Source organism: Lactiplantibacillus brownii (assembly GCF_031085375.1).
GTDB lineage: Bacteria > Bacillota > Bacilli > Lactobacillales > Lactobacillaceae > Lactiplantibacillus > Lactiplantibacillus brownii.
On record NZ_JAVCWF010000001.1, the window covers coordinates 2710702 to 2727070 of the forward strand.

The 16369-nt window shown below is 42.4% G+C and carries 13 protein-coding genes and 1 pseudogene; 6 read left to right on the forward strand and 8 right to left on the reverse strand.

Features of this window, described 5'->3' with window-relative positions:
- Positions 1-90 precede the first annotated feature (90 nt).
- Positions 91-882, forward strand: a complete 792-nt coding sequence (locus tag RA086_RS12720; protein WP_308704151.1) for a tyrosine-protein phosphatase — start codon at positions 91-93, stop codon at positions 880-882.
- Positions 883-1038: 156 nt separating this feature from the next.
- Positions 1039-1745, forward strand: a pseudogene (locus RA086_RS12725) (SDR family oxidoreductase).
- Positions 1746-1880: 135 nt separating this feature from the next.
- Here RA086_RS12725 and cls read toward each other — a convergent pair.
- Positions 1881-3326, reverse strand: coding sequence for a cardiolipin synthase (gene cls, locus RA086_RS12730; protein ID WP_308704152.1), 1446 nt, complete (start codon positions 3324-3326; stop codon positions 1881-1883).
- A 128-nt stretch (positions 3327-3454) separates the two neighbouring features.
- Here cls and RA086_RS12735 point away from each other — a divergent pair, with 128 nt between their 5' ends.
- Together RA086_RS12735 and RA086_RS12740 are read left to right on the forward strand one after the other, a co-directional pair.
- On the forward strand, positions 3455-3607 hold the full coding sequence (locus RA086_RS12735) for a hypothetical protein (RefSeq protein ID WP_308704153.1): 153 nt from the start codon (positions 3455-3457) through the stop codon (positions 3605-3607).
- 308 nt (positions 3608-3915) lie between these two features.
- Positions 3916-5982 (forward strand): KUP/HAK/KT family potassium transporter, encoded by a 2067-nt coding sequence (locus tag RA086_RS12740; RefSeq protein ID WP_308704154.1) that lies wholly within the window; start codon positions 3916-3918, stop codon positions 5980-5982.
- A 62-nt stretch (positions 5983-6044) separates the two neighbouring features.
- Here the strand turns inward: RA086_RS12740 and RA086_RS12745 are convergent, their stop codons facing one another.
- The gene (locus tag RA086_RS12745) at positions 6045-7073 is read right to left on the reverse strand and encodes an AI-2E family transporter (protein WP_308704155.1); all 1029 of its coding nucleotides are present in this window, start codon (positions 7071-7073) and stop codon (positions 6045-6047) included.
- A 458-nt stretch (positions 7074-7531) separates the two neighbouring features.
- On the opposite strand from RA086_RS12745, the gene RA086_RS12750 reads away from it, so the two are divergent.
- Positions 7532-8659, forward strand: coding sequence for a vitamin B12 independent methionine synthase (locus tag RA086_RS12750; protein WP_308704156.1), 1128 nt, complete (start codon positions 7532-7534; stop codon positions 8657-8659).
- 120 nt (positions 8660-8779) lie between these two features.
- On the opposite strand, the gene RA086_RS12755 is transcribed toward RA086_RS12750, so the two are convergent.
- The 5 genes from RA086_RS12755 to RA086_RS12775 all read right to left on the reverse strand — a co-directional run bounded on the left by RA086_RS12755 (position 8780) and on the right by RA086_RS12775 (position 14271).
- A complete protein-coding gene (locus RA086_RS12755) occupies positions 8780-9160 on the reverse strand; it encodes a DMT family transporter (protein ID WP_308704157.1) in 381 nt (126 codons plus the stop codon).
- Positions 9161-9176: 16 nt separating this feature from the next.
- Entirely contained in the window at positions 9177-9485 is a 309-nt protein-coding gene (locus RA086_RS12760; protein WP_308704158.1) for a DMT family transporter, read from the reverse strand.
- A 152-nt stretch (positions 9486-9637) separates the two neighbouring features.
- Positions 9638-10270: a PAQR family membrane homeostasis protein TrhA gene (gene trhA / locus RA086_RS12765; protein ID WP_308704159.1), complete on the reverse strand. Its 633-nt coding sequence runs from the start codon at positions 10268-10270 to the stop codon at positions 9638-9640.
- A 1209-nt stretch (positions 10271-11479) separates the two neighbouring features.
- Positions 11480-13390: a metallophosphoesterase gene (locus RA086_RS12770; protein WP_308704160.1), complete on the reverse strand. Its 1911-nt coding sequence runs from the start codon at positions 13388-13390 to the stop codon at positions 11480-11482.
- 536 nt (positions 13391-13926) lie between these two features.
- Positions 13927-14271, reverse strand: coding sequence for an ArsR/SmtB family transcription factor (locus tag RA086_RS12775; RefSeq protein ID WP_308704161.1), 345 nt, complete (start codon positions 14269-14271; stop codon positions 13927-13929).
- A 139-nt stretch (positions 14272-14410) separates the two neighbouring features.
- Here RA086_RS12775 and RA086_RS12780 point away from each other — a divergent pair, with 139 nt between their 5' ends.
- Positions 14411-15298, forward strand: a complete 888-nt coding sequence (locus RA086_RS12780; RefSeq protein ID WP_308704162.1) for a cation diffusion facilitator family transporter — start codon at positions 14411-14413, stop codon at positions 15296-15298.
- Between the two features lie 133 nt (positions 15299-15431).
- On the opposite strand, the gene RA086_RS12785 is transcribed toward RA086_RS12780, so the two are convergent.
- On the reverse strand, positions 15432-16247 hold the full coding sequence (locus RA086_RS12785) for a MurR/RpiR family transcriptional regulator (protein WP_308704163.1): 816 nt from the start codon (positions 16245-16247) through the stop codon (positions 15432-15434).
- Positions 16248-16369: the final 122 nt, after the last annotated feature.

A 16369-nucleotide genomic window follows, 5' to 3' on the forward strand; every position in this document is an offset into this window, starting at 1 on the left:
AGTTTGGAAAAATCCAGACTCGTTTCTTTTTGTCACAACGGTAATGAAAGCGGTTATACTATAGTAAACGATTAATCGAGGTAATTTAGTATGGAACACAATCGCGTCTTACGTTTGGAACACGGCATCAACTTTCGCGAACTCGGCGGCTACGAGACCACTGGCGGTGCCACGATCAAATGGCAAAAGCTCTTACGCTGTGGCGGTATGTCGCTGTTAAGCAAACATGATCTCACTTATTTAGATGACTACGGCCTCCGCTATGACATTGATCTTCGGCAAACTAATGAAGCCAAGATGTCACCCGACCGCTACCCGAAACGGACAAAATACATGAATACATCCGTCTACCCATTTTCAGATAATCGTCGCTTCGATCGGCGACTCAAGCGACTTATTAAACGCTTGATTATCGATGATAGTTTTAATGCTCAGACCTACGCTCAAATGGTGACGGACAGCCATCCGGTCAAAGTTTGGCAAAATCTCTTCGCCACGTTGCTTGCTAACGATCAACCTGATCAGTCAGTGCTCTTCCACTGTGCGGCGGGCAAAGATCGGACTGGTGTCGCCGCTGCGTTAATCATGACCGCGTTAGACGTGCCGCGAGAAACCATTCTCAAAGACTATTTACTGACGAACGCCGTCTTCATGGCCGCTGATCAGCTCGATAATGACAGCATTATCACAGAAGCCAACAACGGTGACTTAGCCAGTCATTTTAACTCGGCCTTAGATGTGGAAGCTGACAACTTGAAAATGGTCTTTCATGTTTTCGATGATCTCTATGGCGGCGGTCTCGGCTATCTACGCGATGTCATCGGTTTAAGTGTTGCGGATATCAATACTTTGAAACAGCTCTATCTGGAAAACGCATCGTAAATCACCAGTGGCTTTAGTCCCAATATGGGGCTGCTTAGGATAGTCTGCCTAGTTTTTAACCATCGAACAAGTCACTTGTAGATTCAGCTATTTATGATATCCTCAGCCTTAGATGATCAATCTTAATAAACTTATCAAATAAATGAGGCGACTATTTTGAAACAAGTAAAGACGATCATTATTACTGGTGCAACTAGTGGTATCGGTAAAGCAACAGCATTATTAGCAGCCAGCCATGGGCATCAAATTGTCCTAGCTGCTCGTAAAGAAGCTGAGCTGCGTGCCACCGCTGAAACCATTCGGCAAGCAGGTGGTCAGGCGATTTTTAAACCAACCGATGTTAGCAAAAAAACTGAAGTTCAAGCTTTAATTGATTTTACCTTAGCGAAGTACGGTCGAATTGACGTTTTAGATTTAAATGCTGGCGTGATGAACTTTGCACCTATGAATGAAACTAGAGTTGATGAATGGGAAAAATGATAGATATCAACGTTAAAGGTGTTCTGTATGGTCTAGCTGCGGCAATTCCGGTGATGGAAAAACAAAAAAGTGGTCAGATTATTGCGACCGATTCAACAGCTGGTCACCAAGTTGGGCAAAATAATACGGTTTACGCTAGCACCAAATTTAGCATCCAGGCAATTATGGACGGTGTCCGAGCTGAAGAAGCGAGCTCACATATTAGAACCATGATGGTTTCTCCGGCATTTGTTAAAACTGGTTTCTTTGAAGATCAAAGAAACGCAAACTTGGATAAAGTTCCTAAATTGCGTCCCGAAGACATTGCTGCGGCCGTTCTTTTTGCTATTGAGCAACCGGATAATGTTGACATTAACGAAATTGTCTTACGCCCCACTTTATAATTCAGATTATTAGCTTTAAGAGGCAACTTAGAGATGACTGCAATACCGCTTGCCTATTTTAGAACGATACACGCTATCTAAATTAAAAAATCACTGATTTAGTTTTATGAATTAACTAAATCAGTGATTTTTTGACTATAAGATTGGTGATAGCAAGCGTGAAAAGGTTTGCTTGAACTTCAACCAGAATGACTGGTCTTTAAAGTCTTGTACTGTAACCAAACTACTCAAAGCCTGATCTTCCAAAAAGGCTGCTTCCAGCTCCTGCGCTAAGACCGTGTCATACAAGAAAGCATTCACTTCAAAGTTCAATTTAAAGCTACGGAAATCCATATTTGCCGAACCAACTGAGGCAACTTGCCCATCGATCACCATCGTTTTGGCATGAATAAACCCATTATTATAATAATAAATTTTTACGCCAGCTTCTGCTAATTCACGGGCATAGTATTGCGTTGCCCGGTAAACAAAGGCGTGGTCCGGTTTATCAGGTACCATGATCCGAACATCGACTCCCGACATGGCAGCGATCCGGATGGCATCCAAAACTGAGTCATCTGGAATCAAATATGGGGATTGAATCCATAAATGATCCTGTGCAGTCATAATCATTTTGATATAACCCATTTTGATCTGTTGACCATCATTATCTGGGCCACTGGACACAATTTGTAATGACGTATGCCCCTTGACCTTGATGACTGGAAACATCTCCGCTGAAGGAATGATCCGATGTTCGGTATCCGTGGCGTTCCAATCACGAATAAACCGTTCCTGCAATTCGAAGACTCCTGAGCCCACAATCCGCAGATGCGTATCACGCCAATAACCGAACTTTTTATCACGACCTAAATATTGGTCACCCACGTTGAAACCACCGACGTAGCCTACGCGGCCATCCGTCACCACAATTTTTCGATGATCGCGGAAATTCAATCGAAAGTCTAAAACTGCCGAACGTGCGCCCAAGAATGGTCGCGCATGACCACCAAGTTCTTCTAAGTGTTTGAAGAAACTCCGGAAAGTTCCCATCGACCCCCATGGATCGTAGAGCACCCGGACATCCACACCTTGAGCAGCTTTACGTTCCAACAAATGTAACAGTTCGTTACCAATTTTATCATTATAAAATGTGTAATATTCTATATGAATATGTTGCTTAGCCGCTTCAATATCTTGAAACATATCGTGAAACTTTTTGTGACCATCGGTATAAATTTTAACCCGATTCTTACGACTCAACAACGCGCCATCTGAATTCAGAAACAGACTGACCATGCCTCGGACCGAACTAGTAACCGCATCGGCCGGCATGAGGTCCGACCCTAATTCATCGCGTTGACGTTGAATCATCTGTTCCAACCGAATCTGGGTCTCTTTTTTCAAACGGAACAAGCGATTTTTCGGTAGCTTACGGCCGATAAACGCGTATGCGATAAAACCGACGACTGGAATCATGATCAAAACTAACAACCATGCCCAAGTTGCCGCAATATCGCGACGGTCTCGGAAGACCGTCACAACCGCTGCCACCGCGTTAAGCACAATGATGACATTGATGATTGGCAAAATATATTGCAATTGAGGCACCCACCTATTTTAATGATAATTTTATTTTACCGCAGATAGTGATTTGATAATAACCATTACGATTATAATTGTTGCTTTTTTTCAATAAAAAAGTAATAATTTCGTCAGGAGGAATTCCCATGTTAGCAATGTTAGCCATTCACGGGCTCGGACCCATTCGTATGTTTCATTTAACCGAACGTGTTGCCGGGCCTAAAGGTGCTATTGGCATCTTATTGATTATTGTTTTATTAATCGTCGCCTATCGTTACTTCAAGCGACATCAATCATAAGTACAACTGTAAAAGCGTGAGCTACCTGCTCAACGCTTTTTTCTTTTGTCCCCAAGACCTTCGAACAATTGGCTCACATTTTCAGCTATCTCAAAAACTAATTAGGATTTAGTCGCTGATTAAAAGACGAAGCGACGAGCCAAACCCACGACATTCTAAAAAAGCCAGAATCTTCAGTCAGTTAACACAAAAAAATGACCAAACGTCATAATTTAATTTATTTCAAATGATAAATTAAGCCGTGGCAATTGAAATCTAGTATAGTATGAGGCACCAATTAGATTGGGGTAATTGGGGGAGGATGCAGAATGGAAAAGCAGCAAGTTCAATCACGAACATTATTTGGAATGCTAATTACGTTAGGTGTCGTCTACGGAGATATTGGGACCTCGCCGCTATACGTGATGAATGCAATCATCAACGACGCCGGCACGCTACAACATGCGACGCCGGACTATGTTATTGGCTGTGTCTCATTAATTTTCTGGACACTGATGCTAATTACGACCATTAAATACGTCCTGATTGCCTTGCGTGCTGATAACCACCACGAAGGCGGGATTTTTGCGTTGTATGCCCTCGTACGCCATCGCGCGAAGTGGTTGATCATCGTCGCGCTAATCGGTGGCGCCGCACTATTAGCGGATGGGACTTTGACACCCGCCGTGACCGTGACTTCCGCAGTCGAAGGCTTGCGTGGTATCCCCGGTATGACGAGCTTTAGCCAGTATCCTTGGCTTGTTCCTCTAACAGTTACTGGAATCTTAGTTGTTTTGTTCATGATTCAAGGATTTGGGACAGCCATGATTGGCCGCTCCTTTGGTCCCATGATGCTGCTATGGTTCACCGGCATCGGCGTGCTAGGTGCGGTTAATATCGCACAGGCTCCCGGTATTCTTAAAGCCTTTTCGCCGATCTACGCGATTCAAGTGCTCTTTAGTCCCACGAATAAAATGGGTATTTTCATCCTCGGTAGCGTCTTTCTAGCGACGACTGGTGCGGAAGCTTTATATTCTGATATGGGACATGTGGGTAAAGCCAATATTGACGCGACTTGGCCTTTCGTTTACCTGACTTTAATCCTCAACTATCTTGGCCAAGGTGCCTGGATCATACAGCATTATCAAGATGCCGCTTACCGTAATACCACCAACTTGAACCCTTTTTATGAAATGATTCCGGCAGAACTGCGCGTGGCCGCAATCGTGATTGCCACTTTGGCCGCAATTATTGCTTCGCAAGCCTTGATTACCGGTTCATATACTTTAGTAGATGAAGCCATCGGGTTAAAATTTTTGCCCCGAATGGTTATTAAGCATCCGAGCCAAGTTCGCAGCCAAATTTATATTGGCACGATCAATTGGCTGCTCTGTGCCGTAACGTTGACGATTGTTTGGCTGTTTCAAACGTCTGCCCACATGGAGGCTGCCTATGGTTTAGCCATTACGATCACCATGTTGATGACCACAATTTTGCTGACACAATGGGTCTTAACGAAGGGCCATCGCGGCCTGGCACTCACGTTGGGTATCGGTTTTGGTACGCTTGAAACGATTTTCTTTGCCGCCAGCCTAACCAAATTTATTCACGGCGGCTACTTAACACTAGGGCTGACACTACTCATTTTCCTCGTGATGGTCGCCTGGTACTTTGGCAATCTTCGCCGCCTACGCTATAACCAAGACGAAGAATTAGTCAGTCTTTTGGACTATCGTCAGCAACTGATCCAACTCAGCCACGACGATGGGATTCCGCTATTCGCCACTAATCTGGTTTATTTAGCCAAAGTCGATAAACAGTACCGGCTAAAACGGACCATTTTGTATTCCATTTTAGATAAGCGGCCTAAACGTGCTAAAGTTTACTGGTTCATTACAATTAACGAGACTAATCAACCTTATGATTGTAACTATACTGTCGACATGCTGGGCACTCGTAACATTGTGGAAGTCCAGCTCAACTTAGGTTTCAAGAAGTCGCAACATGTCACTATCTATCTACGCGAAATCGTGACCCATCTCATTGCCAATCGGATTATTGATCCCCAACATCCCCATTTTGGGACGGAAAAGAACTCTCAAGTCGGCGATTTCAAATTTGTCGTCCAAAATCAGCAAATTATGGACTTAGCCAGTTACCCAGCGATGCGCCAACTGGATCGTTTCTTAATTGGTGGTCGGGTATTGTTGCAAGATATCACCCCATCGCCTGCCATCTGGTATGGCCTAGAATTCAGCGATGTGCTTGAAGAAACGATTCCACTCTTCACGATTCCTGCGACCGATATCACCTTGACCAATCAGGCGGTTCGCCATCAAATGCGGCCACCGAAAACTAGCAAGCCACGAAAAAAGAAACTAACTAAAAAGTCTTAATCAAAATTAAAAAGGGACGGCGATAATTTGGCAAAACCAAGTTATCACCGCCCCTTTTAGCTTTATTTCGAGACGATTCGCTTATGTTCCGAGTCTTGAACGCCTAAAATGTCCAAGAAGAATGCCACAATCGGAATCCCAACAATTAGGCCCCAAGCCCCGAGCAAGCTTTCCATAATAATTAACGTAATAAAAGTAGCAAAGACCGGTAGATCGGTCCGATCAGCCATCAAACGTGGATGGAGGAAATAAGATTCAAACGCATGAATCAAAATTACCAAGACGATAATCCAAGCAACCCGAACTAACCCACCAGAAGCAAATGCCAGCAACGTCAATGGAATCATCGATAGCAAGACCCCCGCGACGGGCACTAGTCCTAGGATAAACACGATAATCGACAACACCATAATACTAGGCATCCCGATAATGACGAATCCAATGGTCATTAAAATCGTATTAATTGTACAAATAATTAATTGGGTTTCAATAATTTTGCCAAGAATCAGTACAAATTTCCGTGATAAATAATAAACATTATAGAAAAATTTACTGAATTTAGAGGTCAAAAACTGTCGACCAAAACTCATCATCCGGCCACGAGTCAACGTGAAGATAAAGCTCAAGAAGATGGCTAAAATCACGTGCGTAAAACCAGTTCCCACGTGGCCAACCTCTTTCAGCCCCGTGACCAAAAGACTTTTACCATTTTGAATCAATTCGCTGCTATGAATCGCTTGATTGACCCATTTATCAATATTTTTATTTAAAACCGGATGATTCGTGATCGCCTTAGCCAGCATGTCTGGAATGACTTTCAGCTGTGTGACCAGTGTTGGTGCGGCATACGATAGCGCACCAATCAGAACTCCCAACACTAGCACGTAAACTAAGATGGCGGCGATCCAATACGGTAGATGGGTTTTTAAATTTAGCCACCGACTGACTTTGACGCCCAGAAAGGCGAAAATCGTGGTCAATAACACCACGGTCGCAAACCCGCGCATCAGATATACCACCACGATGAGAAACGCTAGCGTAAGATATAGTGAGACATCATCACGCTTCAAAAACCGACTGATTCGATCCATACCCGTACCCCCAATTAATTGCTAGTTGCCATTATAGCATTGCCATCGCATTAACACTGGTTCCAGCAATCAACTTAAATGATATTTGACTTTTAAAAATAAAACCGGTAATATGGGTTTAACATTAAAGAACGATTAAAAGATGAGTAGATAAGCAAACCGTTCAGCGAGTATCGGGTTGGTGTGACGATACCGGGGCACTTATCGAAGATGGTCTGAGTTAAAAGTTCACTAAGGTGAGTCGGTGTACAAGCCTTAGTCGTACTAACTGCCCGTTACCGCAGTTTCGGATTATATGTTACACAAACACTGTCCGACAGAGGAAATTCTAGCCATAGAATTTTAAACTCAGGTGGTACCATGACCAAACGTCATCCTGATTGATAACAATTATCAATTCAGGATGACGCTTTTTTTCGTTCTCCAAAATAAAATTAATTTAATGAGGTGCTCCAATCATGACAAAAACAACTTTAACCGTTCCCTTCCGTTTCGACGTTGTTGGCAGTCTTTTACGTCCCGCAACTTTGAAAAAAGCACATACTCAGCTAGCCGCTGGCGAAATTACCGCCGCTGAAGAACTCGCGGTCCAACACGCTGAAATCAAGCGCATCGTTGCTGAACAGGTCAAACTTGGCTTACACGCAGTGACTGACGGTGAATTTTCACGCAGTTGGTGGCACCTAGACTTTCTCTGGGGACTCAACGGTGTCAGCAAGTATGATTATCATCAAAGTTATAAATTCAAGGGGGATCACACGCGGACCGATAATGCCGAACTCACTGGCAAAGTCGCCTTTAATCCAGATCATCCGTTCTTCGCTGCTTTCCAGTACTTACAATCAATCGTTCCAGCCGGTGTACTCGCCAAACAAACGATTCCGTCACCCACGATGTTATTCCGAGACAACCGGAGCGATAATTGGGCAAAATTCTATCCTAGCTGGGAAGCGTATTTGACGGATCTCGCCCGCGCCTATCATGAAACCATTCAACATTTTTACGACTTAGGGTGTCGCTATATTCAATTAGACGATACGACTTGGGCCTTTTTAATCAGCAAGCTAAACGACAAGACACTCAGCGCCGATGACCACGCCAAATATTTACAAACTGCGGCGGATGCGGTTACCGTCATTAATGCCGCCTTAGCCGATTTACCGAGCGACTTGACCGTCACGACCCACATTTGCCGTGGCAACTTCAAATCAACCTACCTCTTCTCTGGCAGCTACGATGTCGTTGCACCATACTTAGGCCAGCTCAACTATGACGGGCTATTCCTAGAATACGACAGCCAACGTGCCGGTGGCTTTGAAGCCTTGGACCAGATTTGGCATGGCGACAACCACAAACGGCTCGTTTTAGGCTTAGTGACCTCAAAGTTTCCAGAATTGGAAAAGCCAGCTGACTTAAAAGCTCGGATTCAAGCCGCAGCGACCAAAGTACCCCTAGAAAATTTGGCGCTATCAACGCAATGTGGCTTTGCTTCCACCGAAGAAGGCAACGAACTCACCGAAGCCGACCAATGGGCCAAGTTACAGTTAGTCATTGAGACCGCCAAAGCCGTTTGGCCCGAAGCTTAATGCTGATTAGCTAAACCATCAGGCTGTGGTCTAATATCGAATTTGTTTAAATTAATAGCGTTGATCTCACAACTATGTCTAAAGTCGTGAGATCAACGCTATTTTTATATTTTAATTTAATTACCGCATCATGCGAGAACGCCAGCGTTGCCTCACAGTAGGGGTAACGGCACCATCACTTGCTTTGACTGGGATGTTCAATAAGATGACACCGAGGATAATCGCTAAAAAGCCAATGATTTTAGCGCCAGTTAAAACTTCGCCGAACGCCCAAATGCCGACAAATCCCGTAAAAGCAGTGCCAACACCGGCCCAAACCGCATAACCGACACTTAACGGAATTCGACTCAGGGCGCGGGAAAAACTAAAGATTGCGAAACCATATAGTAACATACCTAAGATACCAATAATTGGATGACTGAATCCCGCCGAGAGCTTTAATAAGCTCGTGCCAACGACTTCAACTCCAATAGCTAAAACTAATTGAATCCATGCTCGCATCGTCAAATCCCCCTTTTTAAACGTTCAACAAGATGGCACCGATCACAATCGCCATCAACCCACTAATCCGTGCTAAACTGAGGCGCTCACGATAGACAACCACGGCCAAGATCACCGTCGCGACGGTTCCGAGGCCGGCCCACATGGCATACGTCACCCCTAATGGTAAGCGTTGCATCGCCAGAGTTACTAAAACTAACGAACTAAAATACCCGATTAAAACCATAATCGTTGGTATCAAGTTCCGAAACCCGTTTGCCTTCTTTAGAAAAAAGCTCCCGATTACTTCCATCAAAATGCCACCAAATAATAAACCGTATGCCATCTTTATCACCTCGCTAAATTTTGTGCTGTCCTACTATTCTACGGAAGTTTATTTAAAAAGGCAATCAAAAGATACGCCTGGCTGATTACAATTCTGTGACAAAATGAAGACAATTTAAAAACGCTACCTTGGTTAAGATAGCGCCGTTTAAGTCAAATATAAAAATAAATTGAAAAGTACATCAGGGTCGTCCCAATCATGACAAAAATGTGCCAGATTACATGAATATACTTTACGTGTGGCAAACTATAAAGTAGCGCTCCCAAAGTAAACGCCACGCCGCCAGCCACTAATAACCAAAAACCAGTCACCCCAAGGTTCAGCCACAGTTGACGACCACCGGCTAAACACATCCACCCCATCAAAACGTAAATAACCGTTTCAATTTTACGGAGTTTGCCAGGCCAGACTGCATTGACCGTGATTCCCGCAATTGCCAGCACCCAAATCGTTAGTAGAATCGTCCAGCCGAGCCAACCTTTGATTGCCAACAAGCTATAGGGCGTGTAAGTGCCCGCAATCAAAATATAGACGCCACTATGATCAAAGATACGAAAAACTTCACGTGCCTTGGTAAAATAGAGACCGTGAAATAACATTGAACAGGTGTAGAGGATCAGGAGTGAACAACCATAAATGATAAACGCCGTCCACTCGAGTTGCCGACCATCTTCAAACGCCTTAAACATCAAGAATACAAACCCAATAATGCTTAATATTAACCCAATTCCGTGCGTCACCGAATTCAAAACTTCATTCGTTATTTGATACCGTCGCGATTGCATGTTGGTCACCTCAAATGATTATTGGTTACAGCATACCATCATATAGTCTTTATATCAAGATACCTAGTCTTCGAAACTAGATAGGCTTCATATTAGTTATTTTCATTTTTCAAAGTCAATATACAATTAGTAAAAACTATCATAGCTTTGCATCAGTGCACTTTATGCTCGACAAGTTTCTAGCACAACTTGGGCAAATCTACTTAGGAGGCTATAAAACTAACAATCCAATAAGAGTTGCCACAACAATTACCTTGACATCACTCTTTGCGTTATTTCTTGGTGTTCTTTATCTTAAATCTTCGAATCATAAACATCACATTACGACAGCGTAACTATATTTTATTAACCACATCCTTGAATACCATTCATGGATTTTAATGAATCCAACCAAATTAGAAAACCTCGCTGATCAAAGTTGGTTTGAAAACGATAGAACTGAGAGGCGGCGGATGTTTTGCAATTTAGTCAAGAAAACTGATAACCAATTAAAACGTCTTCATACCACGATCATGGCCTTAACTCTCTTGCTAATCATCACACTCTTCTTACTAGAAGTGTTCTGCAAGACGAATTGGGGTATAGTTTTATGGACTAGTAGTTTCATCCGTCCCATCATATAACTTATTTTCTATTTTACTTCTAGTTAGCCAAAAAAATATCGTTGCGTACAGAGACAGCAGGCACAACCAGCATTAATCGCAATACTGGAACATGGAAGCGGTACTCGTAGAACACTGTGCATCGCAAACCGGAAAATCCGTTCAAATCCACTCTCCTCTGTGACACTAAGATCGACAGAATACATGGCGTATATGAATAATGTCTTTTAAACTCTGAACCGAACTAATAATAATTGCATATTGGGTAAAAACTGCCCTAAAAAAGCATCTGCTCGCACGGATGCCATTTTGTCGTGTATCTGAAGTCTTAATTTATCATGATCAGATTCAAAAATAAATATTTCCGCAAGGATTTTAACCCGCAAAGAAGTATATGCGATTATACTATGTTTGTTGAGACATCGCCGGCGTGAAATTAACTATCTGAATAGTTGGATATTCTCTAGTTTTCACGTCTACCATGCTAAACCACAACAAATCCCTTTTTGATTTGCTTACTGAATGATTCTTCATATCTTCTTTTTCGAGTCGTAACGTGTGCCATCTCCAGCACTTAACGTTGCGACTTTTTTTGATACAGCCGATGTCAATTATCATAACCATTTAACCGATTCAAATAATCTATAGCATCATTCAAAACAAGAAATTGTTTTCTGTATCTTTTTTTCTTGATAACTTTATCGACTAAATAGCCATGTCCAGTTGAAGACCTGTAGATATTTGGCAATTCATCAACGGGAGTATCATGAGGCAATCTGCCAGTAATCGCCTTGAAGTTCATTAAAACATTTGGCTTGATCGTACGATATTTTCTTGGATTAGCAATTCTCGCTTTTTTTGGCTTTGGTGTAGGCTTGGACTTCACAACTGGGGCAAGCTCACTTTTCAATAAAAGTTGTTTCTGTGTTGCGGCTTCATCACCAAAGAATTGTCTATTAAAATCATAAGCCATATCGAAAAATGACTCGACACTTAAATGTCGTTTATTTATCACCGGTATTTTAATTTTAAGATTACCAATCTCAATTGCAGCATGACTTCCCCGAAGTGACTTTATGGTCTCTATATGCTTAACGTCAATTTCTGGAATGCTCATTATTGTTAAGTAAACCATCGCTTGCCTTATAATATCGTAAGTGGATACTTTGCGCATCTTGACCAACTTTTTTGATTCGAGGTTATATGCATATCCTGTAACAATCAAGCTAGTAAAAAATTCAAATGGGTTCTTGTTGTAACCATTTTTTAAAACTGCTATTCCTTCATTAATCGCCTTTTTTGCAATATACATTTGCGGACCTTTTATATCTGAATAACCAGCATTTCCAGAATAGACGTTCTTAATCTTGGCTGCCTCTCTCTGGACTCGCCTAATGTAGGCCTGATTATTTTTTAAATACGCTGCCAAAACTTGCTTATTTCCAGGATTTCCAGCTCGCTTGTAACCCTGCCGCTTTATGCTTGTAACCATATCGGTATAATCAAGATCTTCAGGGCTCAATACAGAGAAATCCTTGAATTTGGCTAGTGAATTGCGGATGTCAATCAAGCCATACATTTTTTGAGTTGGCACTAGAGCACCGAACTGATTTAACCGCAAATTCTCAAACCATTTCTCATCTTTATAACCTGCTTGTTCAGCAATAGAATTATGCTCATGTTTAGGCCGATGCGTATGGCCACTGATAAGCCAATATTTTTCATTGTTAATCCTGTACACACTATCTGAAATTGAGTCTTTTAAAGGCAAATTTGCATTTGTTTCCCACCAAGTATCTTTGGGTTCTCTTGCATCTTCGTTCATTGGCCAGTGTGTGATCACGAATAAAGCTTCATCATCAGGCGTCGCATCAATCGTTCTCCGAGCAAAATCGACCCAACTGTCATGCAACTTCCGAACGCTCTGACTGTCAAAATCAAGAATCTGCTCTGTGTCCTGAGTGATTTGTGCCAGTTGGTCCGTTGTCACCGTGTGAGGCCCCTCAGAATCATAGTACTCCAAGTTGCTAAAGCCAGAATCTCCTATAAAGGTCAAGCCACCAACTTGGTACTTTCTGCCCGTCACCAGTAAGTGGCAATAACGATAGCTCTCCGTGTCTTTGGTAGCAAGCGCAATGGACTGTTCGTAGGTAAGCTTGGTATCAGAACATGACCAGTAATCGTGGTTACCCAGCACGACAAAAGACATTATTTTCATTTTTTCCAATAATCCAAAAAAGTCCAAAGTTGCGTTCAAGTCATTGAAGAAATCTCCCGCCAGCACAAAAATATTTTTCTCTTTATTTTCGCTCAAAACATTTACGACTGACATCACATTATTTTTAATTTGTTCAGGCGAATATTGATACTTTGGATTAGTTCTGATCTTATATTCGTAGCTTTTCAATTCTTCTTGATCCCGTATCGTTCCAAGCTTTTTCATCACATAATAAGGTATTTTTTTGGAATCAAAATGTAAGTCACTAAGGATATATATATTTGGCTTGCTATCACACATGGTTATCCCCACCTTTTTAAGAAAGCGCTTTCGATAATATTTAACTAACGTTAGTACTGGTCTCGTAGCATTCGTTTAATTACTCATTGATTAAAACAAATTACATGCAAAAAGCCCGCATTGGCGTTAGCTTCTAAGGTCACTAACCCAGAAGGAAGAAACGTAGATGCAAGGTTGTCTTAAAGCTGTACCAAAATCCAATATAATTCAAGCTAATACTCAAAGACTCGTCAAAATCACCATCAATTGAAAGTTAGTGACATCACGATCATAGCCTATATGCCTGCATGAATAGATTTACGTGACCATCCGAAAAAACATCTCCAGCTCGATTGAGACAATGATCGACGGCATCCGGCACAGCTTCAATCAACTTATTGTTGGAAACAGTGATAACGCCCCTTACTGCTCTTAAATTTTTAATCTTTTGATTTTATTTATAACTACAGGTAAAGCTTTTTAATTAGCCATGCCAGAAGAGCCATTATTGAAATCACTATTTTATCGGCGAAATAGACCCACCCAAAGAAGGTCCCTTATTTTTCAGCTTCCTCGGCATGCGCCGCGACTTGTTGAAAAATACTAATAATATGTTTATCGGCGAGTTGATAGTGCACATTGCGCCCACTCCGCGTCCCAATCACCAACTTTAACTGCCGCAAAACGGACAGCTGATGTGAAATGTTCGACTGCGTTAGGCCAAGTCCGGTAGCCAATTCGCCAACACTCAACTTAGAGACCGCCAGCGCATAGAGCATCCGTGCACGCGTCGGATCACCTAAAGCCTTAAAAATTGCGGTAATCTGACTTAATTCCTCAGCTTGTGGGATGAGGTTAGGTAAGTCTTTAACAATCGTTTCATGTTTTAATTCTGAATTCATTCGCAACCTCATTTTTCTGATTGTCGCCTGCCATTAATGGTGTTACAATACACATGAACAGTCATTCATATGTCTGATCATTCATAAATAATTATAGCAATTTAAAGACTTAATTCAAGGACAAAGGTGGGGTTGTCACATGTCACAAACACATGCAGTGAAGCAAGAGACCACTGCTTTTAAAGTGGGCGTGTTACTAAATTCAATATTTATCGTTTTGGAAGCGAGTTACGGATTTGCCAGTGGATCATTGGCGCTAGTTGCGGATGCGGGCCACAATTTAAGCGACGTGCTCGGGCTGCTTATTTCTTGGTTAGCAATCTGGCTTGGGACTAAAAGCGCCAATGCCAAATATACTTACGGCTATAAGAGTTCGTCAATCTTAGCAGCGTTATTTAACGCCGTCTTCTTACTCGTGGCGATTGGTGCCATTTCAGTCGAAGCTATCCAACGATTAGCTAATCCCGGCCCCGTTGCCGAATGGGACGTCATCATTGTGGCTGCTATTGGGGTCGTCGTCAATGGATTCACGGCCTTTCTGTTCATGAAAGGACAGAAGCATGACTTAAATATCAAAGGGGCGTTCTTACACATGGCCGCAGACGCTGGCGTTTCAGTCGGCGTGGTTATTGCTGGTTTCGTTATTTTGAAGACCGGCTGGTTCTGGCTAGATCCTGTGATTTCATTATTAATCGCAGTTGTCATTTTGATTGGCACTTGGGGCTTATTACGCGATGCAATGAACTATTCGTTGGAGGCTGTTCCCAGCAATATTGACCAAACCAAAATTTATGATTTCTTAATGGCTCAGCCAACAATCAATCAAGTTCACGACTTGCATATCTGGGGAATGAGTACGACAGAAACCGCCATGACTGTGCATTTATGTCGCAGCACACTTGATCACAATAATGAATTTCTGGAAAGTATGAACAAACAATTAAGTGAGCGATTCCCGTTAACGCATATCACCATTCAAATTGAGCTTGGCAAAGTTGATTATGAAACGACTGACAATTCAATTTAGACCGGATATAACATGTTTCGGCTATCATAGTTGCACCACAAAAAAGGTCGTTCAGGAATCTTTAATTGATTTCTGAACGACCTTTTTATGATCTTCTCTAAAGGTCACCAACGAGCTAATCACAGTGCCTAATTTAATCAATGCGCTTATCGATAATCGCTCGCAAAACTTTCTCACGGAGCGCGACCGCATCAACTTTATTCCGGTTTTCATACCCCTGCGTCAAGACGTCACAAATATACAACTGAGAAATTCGACCAGCGACCGACCCACCATTCAAGAATTCTTCGATGGCTGTTTGTAAAATAACGTCCCCTAAATGTGCAACTGGACTATTCAAATTATTCGTAATCGCTAAAATTTTGGCACCATTATCCTTGGCAATCTTCAATGAATCATACGTGTCTTTCGTACGCCCACTCAATGATAACCCTATGACTAAATCAGTTGGGCAAAGCAGTGAAGCCAGTTGCGCCTGAATATGTGGATCCCCAACTGGCGTCGCTTGGACACCAACACGCAACAAAATCGCAGAGAATGAAGCGCCAGTTTGCGCACTACCGCCGATCCCAAAGATATAAATATTTTGTGCCTGGCTCAGCAGATCGACTGCTTGATCCAATTTTTCAGGATCAATGAGTTTCGCTGTCGCCGTCAGCGCTTCTTGTAAATGTTGGCTGATATCATCGTAATAATCAACCGGCCGCGTTTGTTCTTGTTGCGTAAAGTCTTCTTTGGCAATTTCAATTTTAAAATCAGAAAAGCCACTGTAACCTAGTTTCTGACAGAAACGAATAATTGTCGCATCACCAACTTTGGTGGCGGTTTTAATATCACTCATGGTGGCATAAATCAGTTGACTGCCCACCTTCAGCACATAGTCCGCGACCTTCTTTTCCGAACGCGTTAAGGTCGGATAATAGTTTTGAATCAAGTAATCATAGCGCATCCCCGTCACCATCCTTATGTCATATTATACGCTACTCCAAGGTTATTTCGATATGGAGAAATTATCCATATCTCGTGGAGAAAGCCTTTACATTATCCAATAGGCCTGATATATTAGTCGTG